Source organism: Pseudoalteromonas sp. NGC95 (assembly GCF_015864705.1).
Classification (GTDB): Bacteria; Pseudomonadota; Gammaproteobacteria; order Enterobacterales; family Alteromonadaceae; genus Pseudoalteromonas; species Pseudoalteromonas arctica.
Genome location: NZ_JADYWR010000005.1, coordinates 227,288 through 244,975, shown reverse-complemented (window position 1 = coordinate 244,975; position 17,688 = coordinate 227,288). Strand labels below are relative to the sequence as shown.

The window sequence follows — 17,688 nt, the reverse complement described above, 5'->3', positions numbered from 1 at the left end:
GCGTGAGCGATGCAGCAGGCAATGACACCACCGCTACTGGCGCTGGTGAAATAGACACCACCGCACCGACACTTGTACTTACCAGTCCAGGCTCAAGTAGCGACATCACCCCGACACTCAGCGGCACAAGCGATGCGGTTGAAGGCACCGTTATTAACTTCACCGTGGTAGACGATCAAGGCAATACACAAACCTTTACCACCACTGTGGATGCCGATGGCAACTTCTCAGTGGAAGTACCGACTGCACTGGCAGAAGGACCGTATAGTATTGAAGCTAACATCAACGATGTGGCAGGTAACAGCACCGATATTACAGGCAACGGCACCATTGATACGACCGCACCGAGTGTGAGTGTAAATGCGCCGTTACTAACCAACGACAGCACGCCCACGGTTACGGGCACCAGTGATGCGCCTAACAGCACCATCACGGTTACGTTTACCGATGCAACAAATGCCACTCAAAGCATTGATGTACAAACCGATGCAAGTGGTAATTGGAGTGCAACGCCAAGCGGCGATTTAGCTGAAGGTAATTACAGCGTCAGCGCCAGGATCACCGATGCTGCAGGCAATACAGGCACGGGTACAGACACTGGCGAAGTCGATATAACCGCTCCGGATCTTGAAATTATTCCATCGTTTTTATTAGGTAATTTAGTTTCTCTTTCGGGGGATTCTGATCTACCAGGGGGTTCTGTAATCACTATTACAGAGTACCTAGTTGGGGGATTAGTTGGTGCAACTTATACAGCAACGACAAATCCTGATGGTACGTGGGGGCTTGCAAACATAACAGTACCTTTACTAAACCTTGCCTATGTGACTGCCAGTGCAACGGATGCAGCTGGTAATGTCAGAACAATCAATACACTTGATTTTGATAACGTAGCACCAGAATTAACCGTTAGTGTCGATGCTTTATCTAATGACAGTACGCCAGTAATTAGCGGCACCACCGATATGGGGCAAGGCACTGTAATTAATATAACCGTGACTGATAGTGAAGGAGAAAGCCAAGCGTTTACTGCGACAGTTCAAGCCGGTGGCGACTGGTCTGTTGCTGTACCTGCAGAGCTAGCGCAAGGTCAATATACCGTTGTTGCAGAGGTTAGAGACAGTGTTGGTAACTTAACAACGCAGCAGGCTCAAGGTGAAATAGATAGCGTTGCTCCTACATTAATTGTGAACGAAGTTAACGCGACAATAGATACAACACCTACAATTTCAGGCACAAGTAATGAGATAGGTGCAGATGTAAGCATTATTATTGGTGGTCAAACACTAACAGCAACTGTGGGTACTGATGGCAATTGGCAAGTAGATGTCCCCGTAGCACTTGTTGATGGTGATTATACGGCGCAAGTAAGTATTACCGATGACGCTAATAATATCAGCAGCACGACTATTGATTTAACAATTGATACCCAAGTACCTGTTATTGTACTTAATGATATAACTGTATTTAACACTAATACACCAATTGTAAGTGGTACTTCAACTGAACCACAGAATACGGTGGTCGATATAGTCATTACAGATAGCAACGGTGATATACATACTTTAACCGCAATAGTTGATGCTAGCGGCGATTGGCAAGTTACAGCGCCAAGCTTGCCAGATGGCAATTATGATGTAGAGGTAAGTATTACCGATGATGCTGGTAATACAGGCTCTGATACAGGTTCGAGTTTTGTTGATACTCAAGCACCAAGTATTACTATAAATGCATTAGGTACAATTAATAACAGCACGCCAACTATTTCAGGCACATCCAATGAACCTGAAAACACCAGTATTACAGTAACTGTGACCGATGGAGATAGTACCGAGACTTACACAACTGTTGTTGGTGCAGGAGGTGCTTGGACTGTAGATATTACAGATGTACTGACTGATGGTGAAGTTACAGTTTCTGCAAGTGTTACTGATGCCGCAGGGAATGAATCAGTTGCAAATAGTACCGCAACTTTAAATACCAATGCGCCTACAATTAATATTAATACAATTGTTGATACGAACGATCAAACACCAGCAATATCAGGCACAAGTAGTGCAATAGATAACTCGGTGATCACAGTCGTTATAACTGACGTTAATAACGTTTCACATACTGTAACTACGACGGTAGTAGGCGGTATTTGGAGTGTTGATGCGACAGATATTCTACCTGAAGGTGAATTTACTGTTTCGGCAAGTGTAACTGAAGGAAGCTTAACGAGTAATACAACAGGTAGCGGTGTTATCGATTTAACCGCGCCAACGCTTAGTATTACGCCGCTTGTAACTTTAAATGATACAACGCCTACAATTTCAGGCACAACAACCGCACCGCAAGGCGCATTAGTTATTATTTTAATTACTGATAGCTTAGGTGCAGAGCAAACGGTTAATGCTACGGTTGGTGCAAATGGCACATGGTCAGTCGCTGCAAGTACAGAGTTGAGCGAGGGCATTTACACGGTTTTAGCTTCAACAACAGATACTGCCGGTAATCCTGTAAACACAAGTATTACAGGGGAAGTTGACATAACAGCGCCAGTTGTGACCATTAACGATATTGCTGGAAGTACCGATCTAACTCCAAGTATTTCAGGGAATGTGACAGGTGCCATGGTAGGTGATGCAGTTGCTGTGGTATTTACCGATGCACTAGGGAATAAGCATACTGTAAATACAACAGTTCAAACTGGTGGTATATGGTCTGTAGAGGCAAGTAGTTCTCTTTCACAAGGCGATTATTCAGTTGAAGTATTTGTTACTGACAGCGCTGGTAATACCGGGGACGCAACAAATACAGCAACTATTGATACAATTGCTCCCGAAATTAGTATTAATCAAAGTTCATTAATACTAACTCAAGATAGCACTCCATTGATTACAGGTACGTCTAACGAAGCAAATACAAACGTTATTGTTACGTTTACGGATTCAGCTGGAGTTTCTCATCAAATGACCGTTCAAACCGATGGCAATGGAGACTGGCAAGCGGCTGCTAATAATATTTTAGCTGACGGTGTTTACAGTGCTAGTGCAACTATTAGCGATGCTGCGGGCAATACTTCGGTCGACAATAAAACCGGTGGTGAGGTTGATACCGTGGGACCAGAGCTAACAATTGTGCCTTCGTTCCTATTAGGTCAGTTGGTTTCTTTATCTGGTACATCTGATTTGGGCGAAGGTAAAACCGTTACGGTTACTCTAGAGCTTGCAGGTGATTTACTCGATTTAACATACGATGTAACCACAGATGCAAATGGTGATTGGGAGCTATTAGGCCTAGCCGTTAATGTTATTGGCCTATCCGTTGTTGAAGCCTCTGCAACCGATGATGCGGGTAACACCACCACTATTACCACTGCTGATGTAGATGCTTCAACCCCAGTACTAAATGCGGTAGTTGACTTTGCTACTGGTGAGGGCGATTTACCAATAATTAGTGGTACGACCGACCAAGCACCAGGCACTGAAGTGCTAGTTAGAGTGGTAGATAGGGGAAATGTAGTACAAGAGCTTACGGCTATAGTGCAAGCCGATAATACTTGGGCTGTGCAGGTTCCTCAATCATTAGCTGAGGGGGCATTTAGCGTAACAGTTGAGGTGTTAAGTGAGGTCGGTATTACTACCACGCAACTACTTACCGCAGTGGTGGATACAATATCGCCAACACTTGGCTTACAGGTTATTGGCACAACATCAGACTCCACGCCAATAATCCAAGGTACCAGTGATTTAATTAATGGTGTTGTTGAAATACAACTAGATGGCGGTTCAGTTTTAACCACCACGGTTAATGCAGCTGGGTTATTTTCACTCGAGGTAGATGCACTAACTGAAGGGCAGCATGTTGCGAATGTGAGTATTACTGATGATGCAGGTAATGTAGTTACCGATACGCTTGAATTCGTCGTTGATACGCTAGTACCAGTGGTTGGAATTTTACCACTGAGCATTAGCAATACAGATATATTAGAGCTTTCAGGTACATCACCAGAAGCGGAAGGCACAAATATTGATGTAACTGTTATTGGTAGTAATGGTGAAAAAACGGTATTTAATACCTTAATTGGTAGCGATGGCAAGTGGTCTTTAGTAACTACTAGCTTATCAGATGGTGTATATACTGTTTCTGCAAGTATAACTGACGCGGCAGGTAATACAGGGCAGTCGGCCATTGAGCAAGTAACCATAGATACTATAGCGCCAGCGCTAGGAATTGATGCGTTTGGTGTACTTAATACGCTAACACCTACTATTGAAGGGACAAGCGATGAAGAGGTAGGAAGTTTAATTACCGTAAATATTACTGACTCTACAGATACATTACATGTAGTTACCACTTCGGTATTAGGAGACGGAACATGGCTTATTGTTACTCCTTTACTTGCTGAAGGTGACTTAACAATTGAGGCAATAAGTACAGATGATGCTGGGAATATAACAACAGTTACGCAAACGGGCACTATTAGTACAACCTTACCAGGTTTGTTAATTAATCAAATTGTAGATACAAGCGATACAACGCCAACAATTACAGGTACCACAGATATACTAGCAGGTGACGTACAGGTAGTTATTACCGATAGTAGCGGTACAGCAACGACATATAACACCCAAGCTATTGCAGGTGTATGGACTCTAATACCTACAACACCATTAGCTGAAGGTGCCTTTACTGTAAGTGCTACAGTTGAAAACTTAGGGCTTACAAGTTCTACAAGCCTAGGTGGCATTATTGATTTAACACCACCAACAGTTGAAGTTAACCAGTTACCTGTTACTAATAACCCGTTACCAACAATTACAGGTACAAGTGATGCACCAGCAGGTACAAATGTAAGTGTTGTTATTACTGATGCTAATAACGATTCACAAACTATTACCGCTCAAGTTGCAGGCAATGGCACATGGTCAGTAACAGCTACTACCGCACTGAGTGAAGGTAGCTTTAGTGCAACAGCATCAATAAGCGATACAGCGGGTAATTCTGCTAGCGATACTATGGTGTCAAGCACCGATTATACTGCACCAACTGTAGTGATAGACCCAATTACAGTAGGGCAAGATACAACGCCTACCATTACGGGTTCTGTAACTGGAAGCTTTGCAGGTGCGGCTGTAATAGTTATGTTTACCGATTCTGCAGGTGCCACTCACAATGTTCAAACAACAGTTGGAGCTGATGGGACGTGGAGTGTGACATCAACAGAAGTACTTCCTGAGGGCAACTACAGCGTTGATGTAAGCATTGTTGATGGTCCAGGTAATATCGGAGAAGGATCAGCAAGCAGTACTGTTTCAGGAATTACAATCGATTCAGGATTGGTATTAACTACAGATCAAAACCCAGTTATAACAGGTACAGCCGCTCCTGGTGAGTCTGTAACGGTGACCTTTAGTGGCGCTACAGAGGCAACTGAAACAGTAACTGCTGATGCATCGGGTGAATGGAGCGTAACAGCTGATACTAACTTAGCTGACGGGGTGTACACAGTAACAGCTGCAGCAACTGATACATCAGGTAATACAACTTCAAGCGGTAGTTTATCTGGATTGGTTATTGATACTACACCACCTATAGTAAATGATTTTGAAGTTGATTATTTACTTTCTTTCATAGGTTTAAAGCTAGCTGTTATAGGTTTTCACGGCACTACAGATGCTGAGCCTGGTACCACAGTTACTTTAGATAACTCGCTACTATTCGGTATAAGCGTTGGAAACGAAACAACGACAGTTCAAAGCGACGGAAGTTGGGAGTTTACTAGTATTGATCTCAACTTAAATGCTCTAGGATTACTAGGTTTAGGACTAAACGATGTCAGAATTATATTTGAAGACCTAGCTGGTAATACCACAACTATTGATGGTGAAGGTACTGAACTTATAAGTATATCAGAAGCAGGCTCTGCCTCTGGCGACACAATCCCTGAATCATTTAGTGAGGAGTCGGCTTTAGGCGATACAACCCCTAATGAAGTTTCAATCAACAACGTATTAAGCACTGAAACGATTGATTTAGGTAACTTGAGTGGTCTATCAACACCTGAGCAAACGGTGCAAATGAGTTCGGCAGAACCGCTTAATATTAATGACGTAATCATTAGCGAAGATGCAGAGCAGCTTATAGCGCTAAATACGCTGGTTGAGGATGAAGGCTCTGCAATTGCTTATACTCCAGCCCAAAGCGGGGGAAGCATTGATACAGCAGCACCTGCGGTTGATGTACAAAATCAATCGGAGGAAATGATTAAACACTTAATTGAAAGTAGTAATAATCAAACGGATATTTAATATTAATAGAGCCCTCTTAATTATTTATTAAGGGGGCTTACATTATTAAGAAAATTGATATTATTTATAACGAAATTTAAGAATAAAGGACATTAAAAAAGCCTTATTGATAAATCAATAAGGCTTTTTTAATGTAAAATTTTGGGTTTAAGCTTTTAAATTACGAACCAGTTTACTCTCGGTATTTACAGATTTACCGGCTTGGTCGTAGGTCATTGACGTTGGTGCGCCAATTAATATCTCTTTTAATTGTTTAACACTTAGTTGCGCTTGGCGAGCGGCATGAGCATTAACATTATTTTGTTTTTGGCACTGCGCAAGTTGAGTTTTAACTTGGCTTATTAGCTCAGATATTTCAGGGTTTTGTGAGTCGTTACTGGCAATAAGCTTACTTAGCTCTTTATCTAGAGTGCTTAGCTTAGTTAAAAAAGACATTTTTTGTTGGGTAATTTCTTTTAAACCAGCACCACGTCGTGAGGCAATAGCAGTAAGCTCGTCGTTTAATAGCGCGTGCAAAGAGTCTAAACAACTTACTTGTTGGTTTAGTTTTACGCTAATTAAACTATTATGATCAGCCATACACGTTAAACTCAAAATCAGCTAAGTTTTTAACAAGCTTTTCACTGTCCACTTGATATTTACCTTCGGTAATTGCTTTTTTAAGCTCAGCAACTTTATCGCTATCAAAGCCAGACGATTGCTGTGCTTTATCTTGAAGCGTTTTTAATTGCTGCGCTTGCGGCGTCAAGCTTACAGAGTCACTTGCTGCTTTAGGCGAAGGAGTCTGCGTCGCTTGTGTATTTGCGTTATCTTTTTTTAAATCAACTTGTTGTTGCTTTGCATTTGTTAACGCATTAGCTTGTTGATTACTGCCATTAACTTGATTAACCATAATAATAAACCCGTATATTACCCAACTTATGCCATGTTATCGGCATATACGTAGGATACTTTAGTATAAATCTAAATTAAATATTCACCTGAACAGACTCTACACCATCTACTCGCGCATTTAAAACTTTACCTGATTTTTTGTTTTTTATTTGTATCTGTTCGCCCAAAGTACCGTCTTCTAAAGCAATACCTGTGGTTTTAATTCTAAGGCCTCTAAGGTTAGCGTAAATATTAACAGAGTCACCTTTACACACCATACAAATTTGGTTTAGTAATACTGGCATACCACTTCTAATATTTCGTTTACTTCTGCTGCCTATTAGCATTTTGGGGTCATCTAAGTACTGTATTCGTACAAAGTGAGTTGGTTTCATTTCAATACTTAAATGCGATTTAGTTATTACTTCACCGCGGGTTAAATTAGCAGTAGCAACAACAACTGGAGCCATTTCAACAACTCTTACATGAACGTATTGAGCCCACGTTTGCGCATCATTGCACTTGGCTTGTAAGGTTACTTGGCGGTTAAATGGTGGCTCATCGGATGTTGATAATTCAAGCTCAGTATTACAGACACGATCAGGAATGCGACTATCTAAAGGCAGTGCACTTAATTGAGTATTAGTATTTTGCAATGTACCAATCTGCTTAGCTATATAAGCAACGGCCATGTCTTGTAATAAATCTTTACTAAACACTTTAGCTTGCAAAGGGAATACAAAGCACAAGCTAGTAACAAAATAAAAAACACTGTATCTTCTGATTTTTTTTAACAAACTCATAATGTTTCGACTATGCTTATGGTTTCAAACAGGGTATAAATATTTTGCGTCAAAAAGTAGACGCACCCGCGATGTTATGTAGCTTTATAAATAGAAAGCAATTATCGTTCCGTATTATTTGTTTTCTTTAGGAGATTTGAATGGCAGGCATTTTAGACTCAGTAAACCAACGCACACAGTTGGTTGGGCAGAACCGCCTAGAATTACTTTTATTTAAGCTCAGAGGGCGTCAGCGTTTTGGTATTAATGTATTTAAAGTGAGAGAAGTGCTGCAATGCCCTCCACTAACAAGCATGCCAAAATCTAATCCGTATATTCGTGGTGTTGCACATATTCGTGGTCAAACCATTTCAGTAATTGATTTATCAATGGCTGTAGGTGGGCGCCCAATCGACAACATTAAAGACAGCTTTATAATCATTGCTGAATACAATCGCTCTGTGCAAGGGTTTTTAGTGGGCGGAGTTGAACGTATTGTAAATATGAATTGGGAAAAAATAATGCCACCGCCATCAGGTGCCGGACGTTATTCATACTTAACAGCAGTGACCGAAATCGAAAATGAATTAGTCGAAATTCTCGATGTAGAAAAAATTCTCAACGAAATTTGCCCAGTGAACACAGAAGTAAGTGCTGAAGTTGCACAAAGTGGCGATATTCAAAAAGATTTAGGCGAACGTATCGTATTTATAGCAGACGACTCTGCTGTTGCGCGTAATCAAGTTAAACGTGCCCTAGAGCCGTTAGGCGTGCAAACAGAGCTTGCCAAAAATGGTAAAGAAGCACTTATAAGATTAAAAGAAATAGCAGAGCTTGATTGTAAAAACGATATTACTGAGCGAGTAGCGTTACTTATCTCAGACGTTGAAATGCCAGAAATGGACGGCTATACCTTAACAGCTGAAATAAAAGCAGATCCCAAACTTGCACCTTTGCATGTTATTTTGCATACCTCTTTGAGTGGTGTTTTTAACCAGGCTATGATTGAAAAAGTCGGGGCGGATGACTTTATTGCTAAATTTAACCCAGACGAATTAGCAACAGCGGTTAAAAAGTGGGTTCATTGTGATTAACAAAAATAGGTGCTACTAACTTGAATAATAAAGATTTGCAGCAAAGTGAATACGACCAGTTTCGTTCGTTTTTAGAGCAGCAATGCGGCATTGTTTTAGGTGAAAACAAACAGTATTTAGTTAAAAGCCGACTTGCTCCGTTAATGACTCGATTTAATGTGGGATCTTTATCTGAGTTGGTTAGTAAAACTCTCGGGCCTCACGAGCGGCAATTAAGAGCCGCAGTGGTTGATGCAATGACCACAAACGAAACGTTGTGGTTTAGAGATCAATACCCGTTTGAGTTGCTCCAAAATAAGCTTTTTCCTGAGTTTAAAGACTTAAGAAGGCCTTTAAAAATTTGGTCTGCTGCCAGCTCATCAGGACAAGAACCCTATTCAATAGCTATGTCAGTAGCTGAATTTAATACTAAGCAACCTGGTGTGCTTCGTATGGGTGCACAAATTATTGGTACCGACATATCTAATACCATGCTTGATATGTGTAAAAATGCAGAATATGACGCGCTTGCACTTGCCAGAGGGTTATCTGCAGAGCGTCGTAAAAAGTTTTTTAAAGACAGCGGCAATGGTATGGCACAAGTAAACGATACAATAAAAAAACAAGTTAGTTTTAGGCACCTGAATTTGCTTGATTCTTACGCGTTAATGGGCAAGTTTGATATTATTTTTTGCCGTAATGTACTTATTTATTTTGCGCCTGAAATAAAAGCTAAAATTATTAATCAGTTTGCACAAGCATTAAACCCAAAAGGGTACTTATTTTTAGGAGCGTCAGAGTCCCTAACTGGCCTAAGTACTGAATATGATATGGTTAGATGCAACCCCGGTATCATTTACCAAAAGAAATAATTAAGTTAATTCATTTCCCTAAAACGACGCACCAAGCGTCGTTTTTCTATTTAGATACATAGTCTTATAAAAATATAACACTTCCTAATATTAATGGCTTATTTTTTGCTTTATTCATGGGTAAGTCAATTTTTTGGAGAAGGTTATGGCTATCAGTTTTGATAAAGCATTAGGTGTGCATCCGCAAGCCATGTTGATCCGTTCACAGCGAGCTGAATTAATTGCAACTAATATAGCTAATGCTGATACGCCTGGCTATAAAGCAAAAGATATTGATTTTGCCTCTGCGTTAAAAGCGGCAAGGTCAACCCAGCAAAGCGGCAATACTATGGTAAGAACTAATGATAAACACATTGGTGGAGGTACTCATAGTATGGGCAGTTCAGAATCATTTCGTTTGCCAAATCAATCAGATACAGGTGATGGTAACTCGGTTGATATACAAGTGGAACGAAACTTGTATACACAGAATGCTATGGAGTATCAGGCCAGCTTGCAATTTTTAAGCGGCAAATTTAAAGGCCTGAACAAAGCTCTCGGTAGTCAAGGATAAAAATTATGAGTTTATATAATGTTTTCGATATTGCAGGTTCGGGTATGAGCGCGCAAAACGTTCGCTTAAATACTACAGCTAGTAATATTTCTAATGCGAATACCATTAGTTCATCTCAAGACAAAACGTACCGAGCGCGCCAACCTGTATTTGCGGCTGAGCTAACAAAAGCTTCAGCATCAGCAAGTAACCAGCAGGGCTCCGCAGTTGGTGTTAAAGTTTTGGGCATTGTTGAAAGCGATGCTCCATTACAAATTGAATATAACCCAAACCATCCAAGTGCGGATGAAAATGGCTATATCTATAAACCCAACGTTAATGTTGTAGAGGAGATGGCAAATATGATTTCTGCCTCTCGTTCTTACCAAACAAACGTGCAAGTTGCTGATGCAGCAAAGCAAATGCTAAGTAAAACACTGTTGCTAGGGCAGCGGTAACTGAGGGTAGGTTATGAGTAACGATATTAGTACATCTTCATCCTATTTAGATTCTCTGCGCTGGCAAGAATCGCAAGTAGCGACCAGCGACAATGAGAGTGATGCGTTAACACAAGAAGATTTTTTCTCTTTGTTAACTCAGCAATTATCGTTTCAAGATCCCAGCAACCCTGCGGATAACGATCAAATGATTGCACAAATGACGAGCTTCACAATGGCTCAAGGTATTAGTGATTTGAATTCAAATTTTGATACGTTGGCTACTTCGATGACATCGAACTCAGCCCTGCAAGCTTCAACGCTTGTAGGTAAGCAGGCTTTACTTGAGTCAAATACTGTCGATTTAAATGAATCAGGTGATGCTAAAGGGTCTATCGTTGCCGAAAGTGCAGTTGAAAGCTTAACGCTTAGTGTAACTGATGCTTCTGGACAGTTAGTGAGAACAATTGATATGGGTTCCCAGGCTGCCGGCGCTGTTCGCTTTGTTTGGGATGGTAATAATGAAAGCGGTGAGCGTTTGCCTGAAGGCGAATACACGTTATCGGCACAAGGTAGTACCAATGGTCAGTTTTCTAGCTTGCCTATTGCAACTTTCAAAAATATTGAAAGTGTAAACATTAACGGATCAAGCGGCATCATTGTTAACACCAAAGAAGGTGCGGTTAGGTTAACCGACATTGCAGAGATTGCGTAACAAATTTAATATTTCTTGCCTGCCAGCAGGCCACAGATTAACAGGTTAGAGGTGAACTATGAGCTTCAATATTGCATTAACCGGCCTAGCTGCCGCACAAAAAGATTTAGACGTAACTGCAAATAATATTGCAAACGTGAATACAACAGGTTTTAAAGAGTCGCGCGCTGAGTTTGCTGATGTGTATGCATCGTCAGTATTTAGCTCTGGTAAAACTAAAAATGGTGATGGTGTTCAAACCGCTATGGTTGCACAGCAGTTTCATCAAGGCTCACTGCAATTTACAAATAACTCACTTGATTTAGCGATCACTGGTGAAGGTTATTTCGCGATGAGTGAAGACTTAGGTTCTCAAGATTTTTCATATACTCGTGCAGGTGCATTCAAATTAAATGAAGATAATTTTGTAGTAGATGCTAAAGGTAATTTTTTACAAGGTTTCCCTGTTGATGAAGCTACAGGTGCCACTACATCAGTAAGTTTGAGTACTTCATCACCATTACAAATACCGGATTCGTCTGGTTCTCCTCGCGCAACAAGTAAAGTGTATTCATCATTTAACTTAGATTCACGAGAAACTCAACCCACAGTTGATACTTTCGATTCAAATACAAGTGCTTCTTATAATAGTTCTACATCAACTACAGTGTATGACTCATTAGGTGAGCCACATGTTTTACAGCTGTTCTTTGTAAAGCAAGACCCAGAAAATACACCAAACGAATGGGACGTTTACGCAACTTTAGACGGGAAAAATTTTGGGACAGATGGAGTTGAAACAGTCGCAGGTTCACATACCCCTATAGATACTTTTGAATTTACATCAGCAGGTTTGCCTGATGTTGAATTACCAGCTATAACGTTCCCTGATATAGACCTAGCTTCTGATGCGACTACAGGTTTGACTTCTCTTTTAACTAATGGTGCAAGTTTTCCTGATAAAGTGTCAGTCAGTTGGCGTGATGAAGCGGGAACAAGTAATAAAGTACCTACCCAGTTTGCAGGTAACTTTGAAGTAAAAGCACTTGAGCAAGATGGCGCTACCGTTGGCCGTTTAGCCGGGATTGACATTGGTACTGATGGTAAGGTAGTTGCGTCTTACAGTAATGGTGACTCAACTTTTTTAGGTCAAGTTGCTATGGTACGCTTTTCTAACTCACAAGGCTTACAGCAAGTAGGTGATACTGCTTGGAAAAAAAGTTTAACATCGGGTGATCCCATTGCAGGTGAGCCAGGATCAGGTACTTTAGGATCGATAAACTCATCAGCACTTGAGCAATCAAATACTAACCTTACAAACGAGCTTGTAGACTTAATTACTGCACAGCGTAATTACCAAGCAAACTCACGTGCGCTTGAAGTTAACTCAACTATTCAGCAAAGTATTTTGCAGATTCGATAAGCTAAACCCTATTAAATATATTAGGCTGCATTTTTGCAGCCTTTTTTATAAGTCCTCTTTGCAAGCCCTTCTAAATACCTCTCAATGTTGCGTCAAATTTAATCTGGCATCTATTTTGCATTTGTAAGTTCAGAGATTTTTTATGTGAGTCGATACTATGGACAAAATGGTCTACATTGCGGCCTCTGGCGCTAAGCAAAGCCTACAAGGGCTTGCTTTAAAAGCCAATAATTTGGCAAATGCAAATACAACGGGTTTTAAAGCTGACTTTGCGCAGGCGCGTTCTATGCAAGCGTTTGGCGAAGGTTTGCCTACACGAGTATTTTCAATGCAAGAGCGTCCGGGTTCTAACATGGTATCGGGTGGCATTGTTCAAACCGGGCGAGACTTAGATATCGCGATGAGCGATAACGCATGGCTTGCTGTGCAAGATGCCTCCGGTAATGAAGCTTACACAAAAGTGGGTACGTTAAACGTTACTGCTCAAGGCATGCTCGTAACCAGCCATGGTCGTCAAGTTATTGGCGAAGGGGGACCTGTTATTTTACCCGTCCCAGTCGAAAAAATAGGGTTTAGCCAAGATGGCGCTATTCAAGTTCGACCACAAGGCGCTCCCGCTAACTTTTTAGAAGAAATAGACACGCTTAGAGTGGTAGAAGCAAATAGCTCACAGCTCGAAAAAGGTAACGATGGTTTATTTAGACCAAAAGCAAATGTAACAGTAGATACCTCTGCCAATGTAAAAGTTTTAAGTGGTTCGCTTGAAATGTCGAATGTGAACCCTGTTCACGAAATGGTCGACATGATAAGCCACCAGCGCCAATTTGAATTACAAGTGAAATTAATGAAAACAGCTGAAGAAATTGACGAGCGTCAAGATCAGTTATTACGCATAGTTTAACTTTAAAATGAGGACACGATTATGAATCCAGCATTGTGGATCAGTAAAACTGGGCTAGACGCTCAACAAACCGATATATCGGTTATCTCAAATAATTTAGCGAATGCGAGTACCGTAGGTTACAAAAAAAGCCGCGCTATATTTGAAGATTTACTTTATCAAAATATTAATCAACCAGGTGGTCGTTCATCGCAAGATACCGAAATGCCATCGGGCTTAATGTTAGGTGCGGGAGCTAAAGTTGTAGCTAACCAAAAAGAGTTTACGCAAGGCAACATGCTAACCACCGAAAACTCACTAGATTGGATGATTTCTGGTGAAGGTTTTTTTGAAGTACTGCAACCAGATGGCAATATTGCTTACTCGCGCAATGGTCAGTTTACTACCGATGGCGATGGACGCATTGTAACATCGGGCGCAGGTTACGTTATTCAGCCAGAAATGAATGTACCTGATGACGCGCAATCAATTACGGTTTCGCAAGACGGTGAAGTATCTGTGCGTGTTGCAGGCCAAGCCGATAACGTGGTCATTGGTCAGCTTACTATTAGTGATTTTATTAATCCGTCGGGTCTTGAGCCAATCGGTCAAAATCTTTATACCGAAACCGCTGTAAGTGGTGCGCCGGTACAAGGTAATCCTGGTGTTGAAGGGTTAGGTAGCATTATTCAAGGCTCGCTCGAAACATCAAACGTAAATGTAACTGAAGAGCTCGTAAATCTAATCGAAACTCAGCGTATTTACGAAATGAACTCAAAAGTAATTTCGGCCGTTGACGAAATGATGAGTTATATCAATCAACAGCTTTAATAGAGTAGGGGGAATTATGCGTAATATTATTTTATTTGCAGCGGGCACATTATTTTTAAGTGGCTGTATGTCTACGCAAAATAGTGAGGTAGTGCAGGACGACCCTTACTACGCACCTATGTACCCCGAGCCTATTTTAGAGCCGCTGGTAGCTACAGGTTCATTGTTTAATACTCATACATCAAACGACTTATATTCTGATAAAAAAGCGCTACGTACTGGCGATATAATTACGGTTAAACTGCAAGAGTCTACTCAAGCAACAAAGGCCGCTAAAACAGAAACAGACAAAGAAACTGACGCAAGCTTAGACCCAGTGATTGGATTAGGTGGTCTACCAGTAAATATAGGTGGCGATAGCATTCAGTTTGGTATTGGTAGTGATTCGTCGTTTACGGGTGATTCAAAATCAAACCAGTCAAACAGCTTAGTAGGCGATATTTCGGTAAATGTAATGCGTGTTTTACCTAACGGTAATTTAGTTATACGCGGCGAAAAATGGCTAACGCTTAATACCGGCGAAGAGTTTATTCGTCTAGAAGGGCTAGTACGCCCTCAAGACGTAAGCGCCGATAATACGGTTGAATCAAACCGTATTGCTAATGCACGTATTCAATACTCAGGTAAAGGGCAAACGCAAGAAGCGCAAAGTCCTGGTTGGCTTACACGTTTCTTTAGCAGTTCGCTGTTTCCATTTTAGAGGGTAACAACATGAATAGCCTTAAAGCTTTATGTTTAGTTGTGTTATTAGGTTGGCAGTTTACTGCCAGTGCTGAGCGCATAAAAGATGTGTCTATGGTTGAAGGCGTACGCTCTAACCAATTAGTTGGTTATGGCTTAGTGGTTGGTTTACCGGGCACTGGCGAGCAAAACTCATACACACAACAAAGTTTTAGAGGCATGTTGAACAGCTTTGGTATTACGCTACCTTCAACTCAAAGTCCTAAAATTAAAAATGTTGCCGCTGTTGCTGTGCATGCAGAATTACCTGCATTTAGAAAGCCCGGGCAAACAATAGATATTACGGTTTCTTCCATTGGTAGTGCAGGCAGTTTACGTGGTGGCACTTTACTACAAACTTTTTTAAAGGGTGTAGACGGTAACGTGTATGCAATTGCACAAGGTAGCTTAATTGTCGGTGGCTTAGGGGCACAAGGCCTTGATGGTAGTAAGGTTGTAATTAACACCCCTACAGTTGGTCGTATACCAAATGGCGCAACAGTTGAACGCACTGTAGAAAGCCCATTTATGCAAGGCGATTACATTACCTTCAACCTAAACCGCCCAGACTTTACAACGGCAAAACGCCTAGAAAAAACAATTAATGACCTAGTTGGCCCAAATAGCGCACAAGCAATTGATTCTGTTTCTATCCGTGTTATTGCACCACGCGATGCATCCCAGCGTGTATCGTACTTATCGACACTCGAAAACTTAGAATTTAAGCCAGCTGATATGGCCGCTAAAATTATAGTTAACTCGCGTACCGGTACAATTGTCATTGGCAAAAACGTTAAACTTCAGCCTGCGGCTATAACTCATGGTGGCTTAACAGTAACAATTGCAGAGCAACAAAATGTGTCGCAACCAAACCCGCTAGCAAACGGTGACACCGTTGTTACTCAGCAAAGTATTATTGATGTAAACCAAGACGACTCGCGCGCCTTTGTATTTAATCCAGGTGTAAGCCTTGACGATTTAGTTCGCGCAATTAACGAAGTAGGCGCAGCGCCTGGTGACTTAATGGCTATTTTAGAAGCACTAAAAGAAGCCGGCGCAATTAACGGGCAGTTAGTTGTTATATAAATAACTCAAGTCAATAAATAACGTATTACTTAAGCTCTATATTTTTGAAACAAGATATAGGGCTTTTTATTTACAGCAACTTAAGTTTATTATTTTTATCTTCCTCGTTTTATCGGTAGTGGCTCAATTTTTGCATTTTTAACTGCATTATTCATTTTGTGTCAAAAAGCCGATGGAAACTAATCACCTCGATAAACAAAACTTTTTTGATTTAGGCAACTTAGATTCACTTCGTAAAGAAGCCTTAACCAGTGGCGATGCATCAACTGATGCTTCTAAAGCTGCGCTTAAAAAAGCGGCCGCACAATTTGAAGCTATTTTTACGCAAATGCTGCTCAAAGGAATGCGCAAAGCTAACGAAGCATTTGAAGACAAAGACAGCCCATTTAATTCAAGTGGCGTAAAGTTTTTTGAAGAAATGCACGACCAGCAACTTTCAACAGAGCTTTCTTCAAATGGCTCGTTAGGCCTTGCCGATTTAATTGTTCAGCAGTTATCGCCTGAGTCTAAAAACTTTATGCCAGGCTCTGTACTTAGAACAACCAACGATATTTTCAGCGATACACAAGTGGGATCTGCTCTTCCTCATGAGCAAAAAAATAAGCAACCCGATCTTATCGTTAATAACACTAAAGCCGATATTGCTGAGCCTAAAGTCGATACTGCAGAGTCTAAAATCGATAGCCCAACATTTAAAAATGCAGAAGAGTTTGTAAGTTCAGTGTGGGAACACGCTAAAACTGCAGCGCAAAAAATTGGTTTAAACCCAGCGGTAATGGTTGCACAAGCGGCACTTGAAACCGGTTGGGGTAAGCACATTATTAATAGAAGTGACGGTGGTAGCTCAAATAACTTATTTAATATTAAGTCAGATAAAAGCTGGGAAGGCGATAAAGCAAGCAAAGTAACGCTTGAGTTTGAGCAAGGTACACCCGTTAAAAAACAAGCCAGCTTTAGAGCCTACGATTCAATTAAAGATAGCGTGAACGACTTCGTTGATTTTTTAACGCAAAACCCGCGCTACAAAGAAGCATTACAAAATACAGCAAAACCAAATGACTTTTTAGATTCATTACAAAAAGCAGGTTATGCAACCGATCCAAATTATGCCAGCAAAATAAAAAAAGTGCTCAATAGTAGTCAGCTAAAAGACATTGCGGCAAACGTGATCCGCCAAGGAGTAGAGTAA

Annotated in this window: 15 protein-coding genes; 12 read left to right on the top strand and 3 right to left on the bottom strand. The window is 40.9% G+C overall.

Going from position 1 to position 17,688, the window contains the following annotated elements; all coding sequences use genetic code 11:
* A partial coding sequence (locus I6E70_RS07045; RefSeq protein WP_197188358.1) for an Ig-like domain-containing protein occupies positions 1-6,296 on the top strand: 6,296 nt, incomplete at its 5' end.
* 147 nt (positions 6,297-6,443) lie between these two features.
* On the opposite strand, the gene flgN is transcribed toward I6E70_RS07045, so the two are convergent.
* The 3 genes from flgN to flgA all read right to left on the bottom strand — a co-directional run bounded on the left by flgN (position 6,444) and on the right by flgA (position 7,972).
* The gene (flgN, locus tag I6E70_RS07040) at positions 6,444-6,875 is read right to left on the bottom strand and encodes a flagellar protein FlgN (RefSeq protein WP_007581855.1); all 432 of its coding nucleotides are present in this window, start codon (positions 6,873-6,875) and stop codon (positions 6,444-6,446) included.
* On the bottom strand, positions 6,868-7,188 hold the full coding sequence (gene flgM / locus I6E70_RS07035) for a flagellar biosynthesis anti-sigma factor FlgM (protein ID WP_197188357.1): 321 nt from the start codon (positions 7,186-7,188) through the stop codon (positions 6,868-6,870). Before flgM ends, flgN begins: the two co-directional genes overlap by 8 nt.
* A gap of 76 nt (positions 7,189-7,264) precedes the next feature.
* The gene (flgA, locus tag I6E70_RS07030) at positions 7,265-7,972 is read right to left on the bottom strand and encodes a flagellar basal body P-ring formation chaperone FlgA (protein ID WP_197188356.1); all 708 of its coding nucleotides are present in this window, start codon (positions 7,970-7,972) and stop codon (positions 7,265-7,267) included.
* A 140-nt stretch (positions 7,973-8,112) separates the two neighbouring features.
* Here flgA and I6E70_RS07025 point away from each other — a divergent pair, with 140 nt between their 5' ends.
* The 11 genes from I6E70_RS07025 to flgJ all read left to right on the top strand — a co-directional run bounded on the left by I6E70_RS07025 (position 8,113) and on the right by flgJ (position 17,688).
* Positions 8,113-9,045: a chemotaxis protein CheV gene (locus I6E70_RS07025; protein ID WP_007581858.1), complete on the top strand. Its 933-nt coding sequence runs from the start codon at positions 8,113-8,115 to the stop codon at positions 9,043-9,045.
* A 20-nt stretch (positions 9,046-9,065) separates the two neighbouring features.
* On the top strand, positions 9,066-9,896 hold the full coding sequence (locus I6E70_RS07020; protein WP_197188355.1) for a CheR family methyltransferase: 831 nt from the start codon (positions 9,066-9,068) through the stop codon (positions 9,894-9,896).
* Positions 9,897-10,041: 145 nt separating this feature from the next.
* Positions 10,042-10,449: a flagellar basal body rod protein FlgB gene (flgB, locus tag I6E70_RS07015; protein ID WP_002959431.1), complete on the top strand. Its 408-nt coding sequence runs from the start codon at positions 10,042-10,044 to the stop codon at positions 10,447-10,449.
* A gap of 5 nt (positions 10,450-10,454) precedes the next feature.
* Positions 10,455-10,886: a flagellar basal body rod protein FlgC gene (gene flgC / locus I6E70_RS07010; RefSeq protein ID WP_010553247.1), complete on the top strand. Its 432-nt coding sequence runs from the start codon at positions 10,455-10,457 to the stop codon at positions 10,884-10,886.
* A 13-nt stretch (positions 10,887-10,899) separates the two neighbouring features.
* On the top strand, positions 10,900-11,580 hold the full coding sequence (locus I6E70_RS07005) for a flagellar hook assembly protein FlgD (protein ID WP_121953509.1): 681 nt from the start codon (positions 10,900-10,902) through the stop codon (positions 11,578-11,580).
* A gap of 58 nt (positions 11,581-11,638) precedes the next feature.
* Positions 11,639-12,982: a flagellar hook protein FlgE gene (gene flgE, locus I6E70_RS07000; RefSeq protein WP_121953510.1), complete on the top strand. Its 1,344-nt coding sequence runs from the start codon at positions 11,639-11,641 to the stop codon at positions 12,980-12,982.
* A gap of 157 nt (positions 12,983-13,139) precedes the next feature.
* Positions 13,140-13,883, top strand: a complete 744-nt coding sequence (locus tag I6E70_RS06995; RefSeq protein WP_007581863.1) for a flagellar basal body rod protein FlgF — start codon at positions 13,140-13,142, stop codon at positions 13,881-13,883.
* A gap of 21 nt (positions 13,884-13,904) precedes the next feature.
* Positions 13,905-14,693: a flagellar basal-body rod protein FlgG gene (gene flgG / locus I6E70_RS06990; protein WP_002959420.1), complete on the top strand. Its 789-nt coding sequence runs from the start codon at positions 13,905-13,907 to the stop codon at positions 14,691-14,693.
* 16 nt (positions 14,694-14,709) lie between these two features.
* The gene (gene flgH / locus I6E70_RS06985) at positions 14,710-15,393 is read left to right on the top strand and encodes a flagellar basal body L-ring protein FlgH (RefSeq protein ID WP_002959418.1); all 684 of its coding nucleotides are present in this window, start codon (positions 14,710-14,712) and stop codon (positions 15,391-15,393) included.
* Between the two features lie 11 nt (positions 15,394-15,404).
* The gene (locus I6E70_RS06980; RefSeq protein ID WP_024592771.1) at positions 15,405-16,499 is read left to right on the top strand and encodes a flagellar basal body P-ring protein FlgI; all 1,095 of its coding nucleotides are present in this window, start codon (positions 15,405-15,407) and stop codon (positions 16,497-16,499) included.
* 172 nt (positions 16,500-16,671) lie between these two features.
* Positions 16,672-17,688 (top strand): flagellar assembly peptidoglycan hydrolase FlgJ, encoded by a 1,017-nt coding sequence (gene flgJ, locus I6E70_RS06975; RefSeq protein WP_197098606.1) that lies wholly within the window; start codon positions 16,672-16,674, stop codon positions 17,686-17,688.

Coding starts and splice junctions, on each gene's coding strand:
- flgM (WP_197188357.1), bottom strand. CDS start 7,188: ATGGTTAATCAAGTTAATGGCAGTAATCAACAAGCTAATGCGTTAACA.
- I6E70_RS06995 (WP_007581863.1), top strand. CDS start 13,140: ATGGACAAAATGGTCTACATTGCGGCCTCTGGCGCTAAGCAAAGCCTA.
- flgA (WP_197188356.1), bottom strand. CDS start 7,972: ATGAGTTTGTTAAAAAAAATCAGAAGATACAGTGTTTTTTATTTTGTT.
- flgG (WP_002959420.1), top strand. CDS start 13,905: ATGAATCCAGCATTGTGGATCAGTAAAACTGGGCTAGACGCTCAACAA.
- flgH (WP_002959418.1), top strand. CDS start 14,710: ATGCGTAATATTATTTTATTTGCAGCGGGCACATTATTTTTAAGTGGC.
- flgN (WP_007581855.1), bottom strand. CDS start 6,875: ATGGCTGATCATAATAGTTTAATTAGCGTAAAACTAAACCAACAAGTA.
- flgJ (WP_197098606.1), top strand. CDS start 16,672: ATGGAAACTAATCACCTCGATAAACAAAACTTTTTTGATTTAGGCAAC.
- I6E70_RS07005 (WP_121953509.1), top strand. CDS start 10,900: ATGAGTAACGATATTAGTACATCTTCATCCTATTTAGATTCTCTGCGC.
- flgB (WP_002959431.1), top strand. CDS start 10,042: ATGGCTATCAGTTTTGATAAAGCATTAGGTGTGCATCCGCAAGCCATG.
- I6E70_RS06980 (WP_024592771.1), top strand. CDS start 15,405: ATGAATAGCCTTAAAGCTTTATGTTTAGTTGTGTTATTAGGTTGGCAG.
- flgC (WP_010553247.1), top strand. CDS start 10,455: ATGAGTTTATATAATGTTTTCGATATTGCAGGTTCGGGTATGAGCGCG.
- flgE (WP_121953510.1), top strand. CDS start 11,639: ATGAGCTTCAATATTGCATTAACCGGCCTAGCTGCCGCACAAAAAGAT.
- I6E70_RS07025 (WP_007581858.1), top strand. CDS start 8,113: ATGGCAGGCATTTTAGACTCAGTAAACCAACGCACACAGTTGGTTGGG.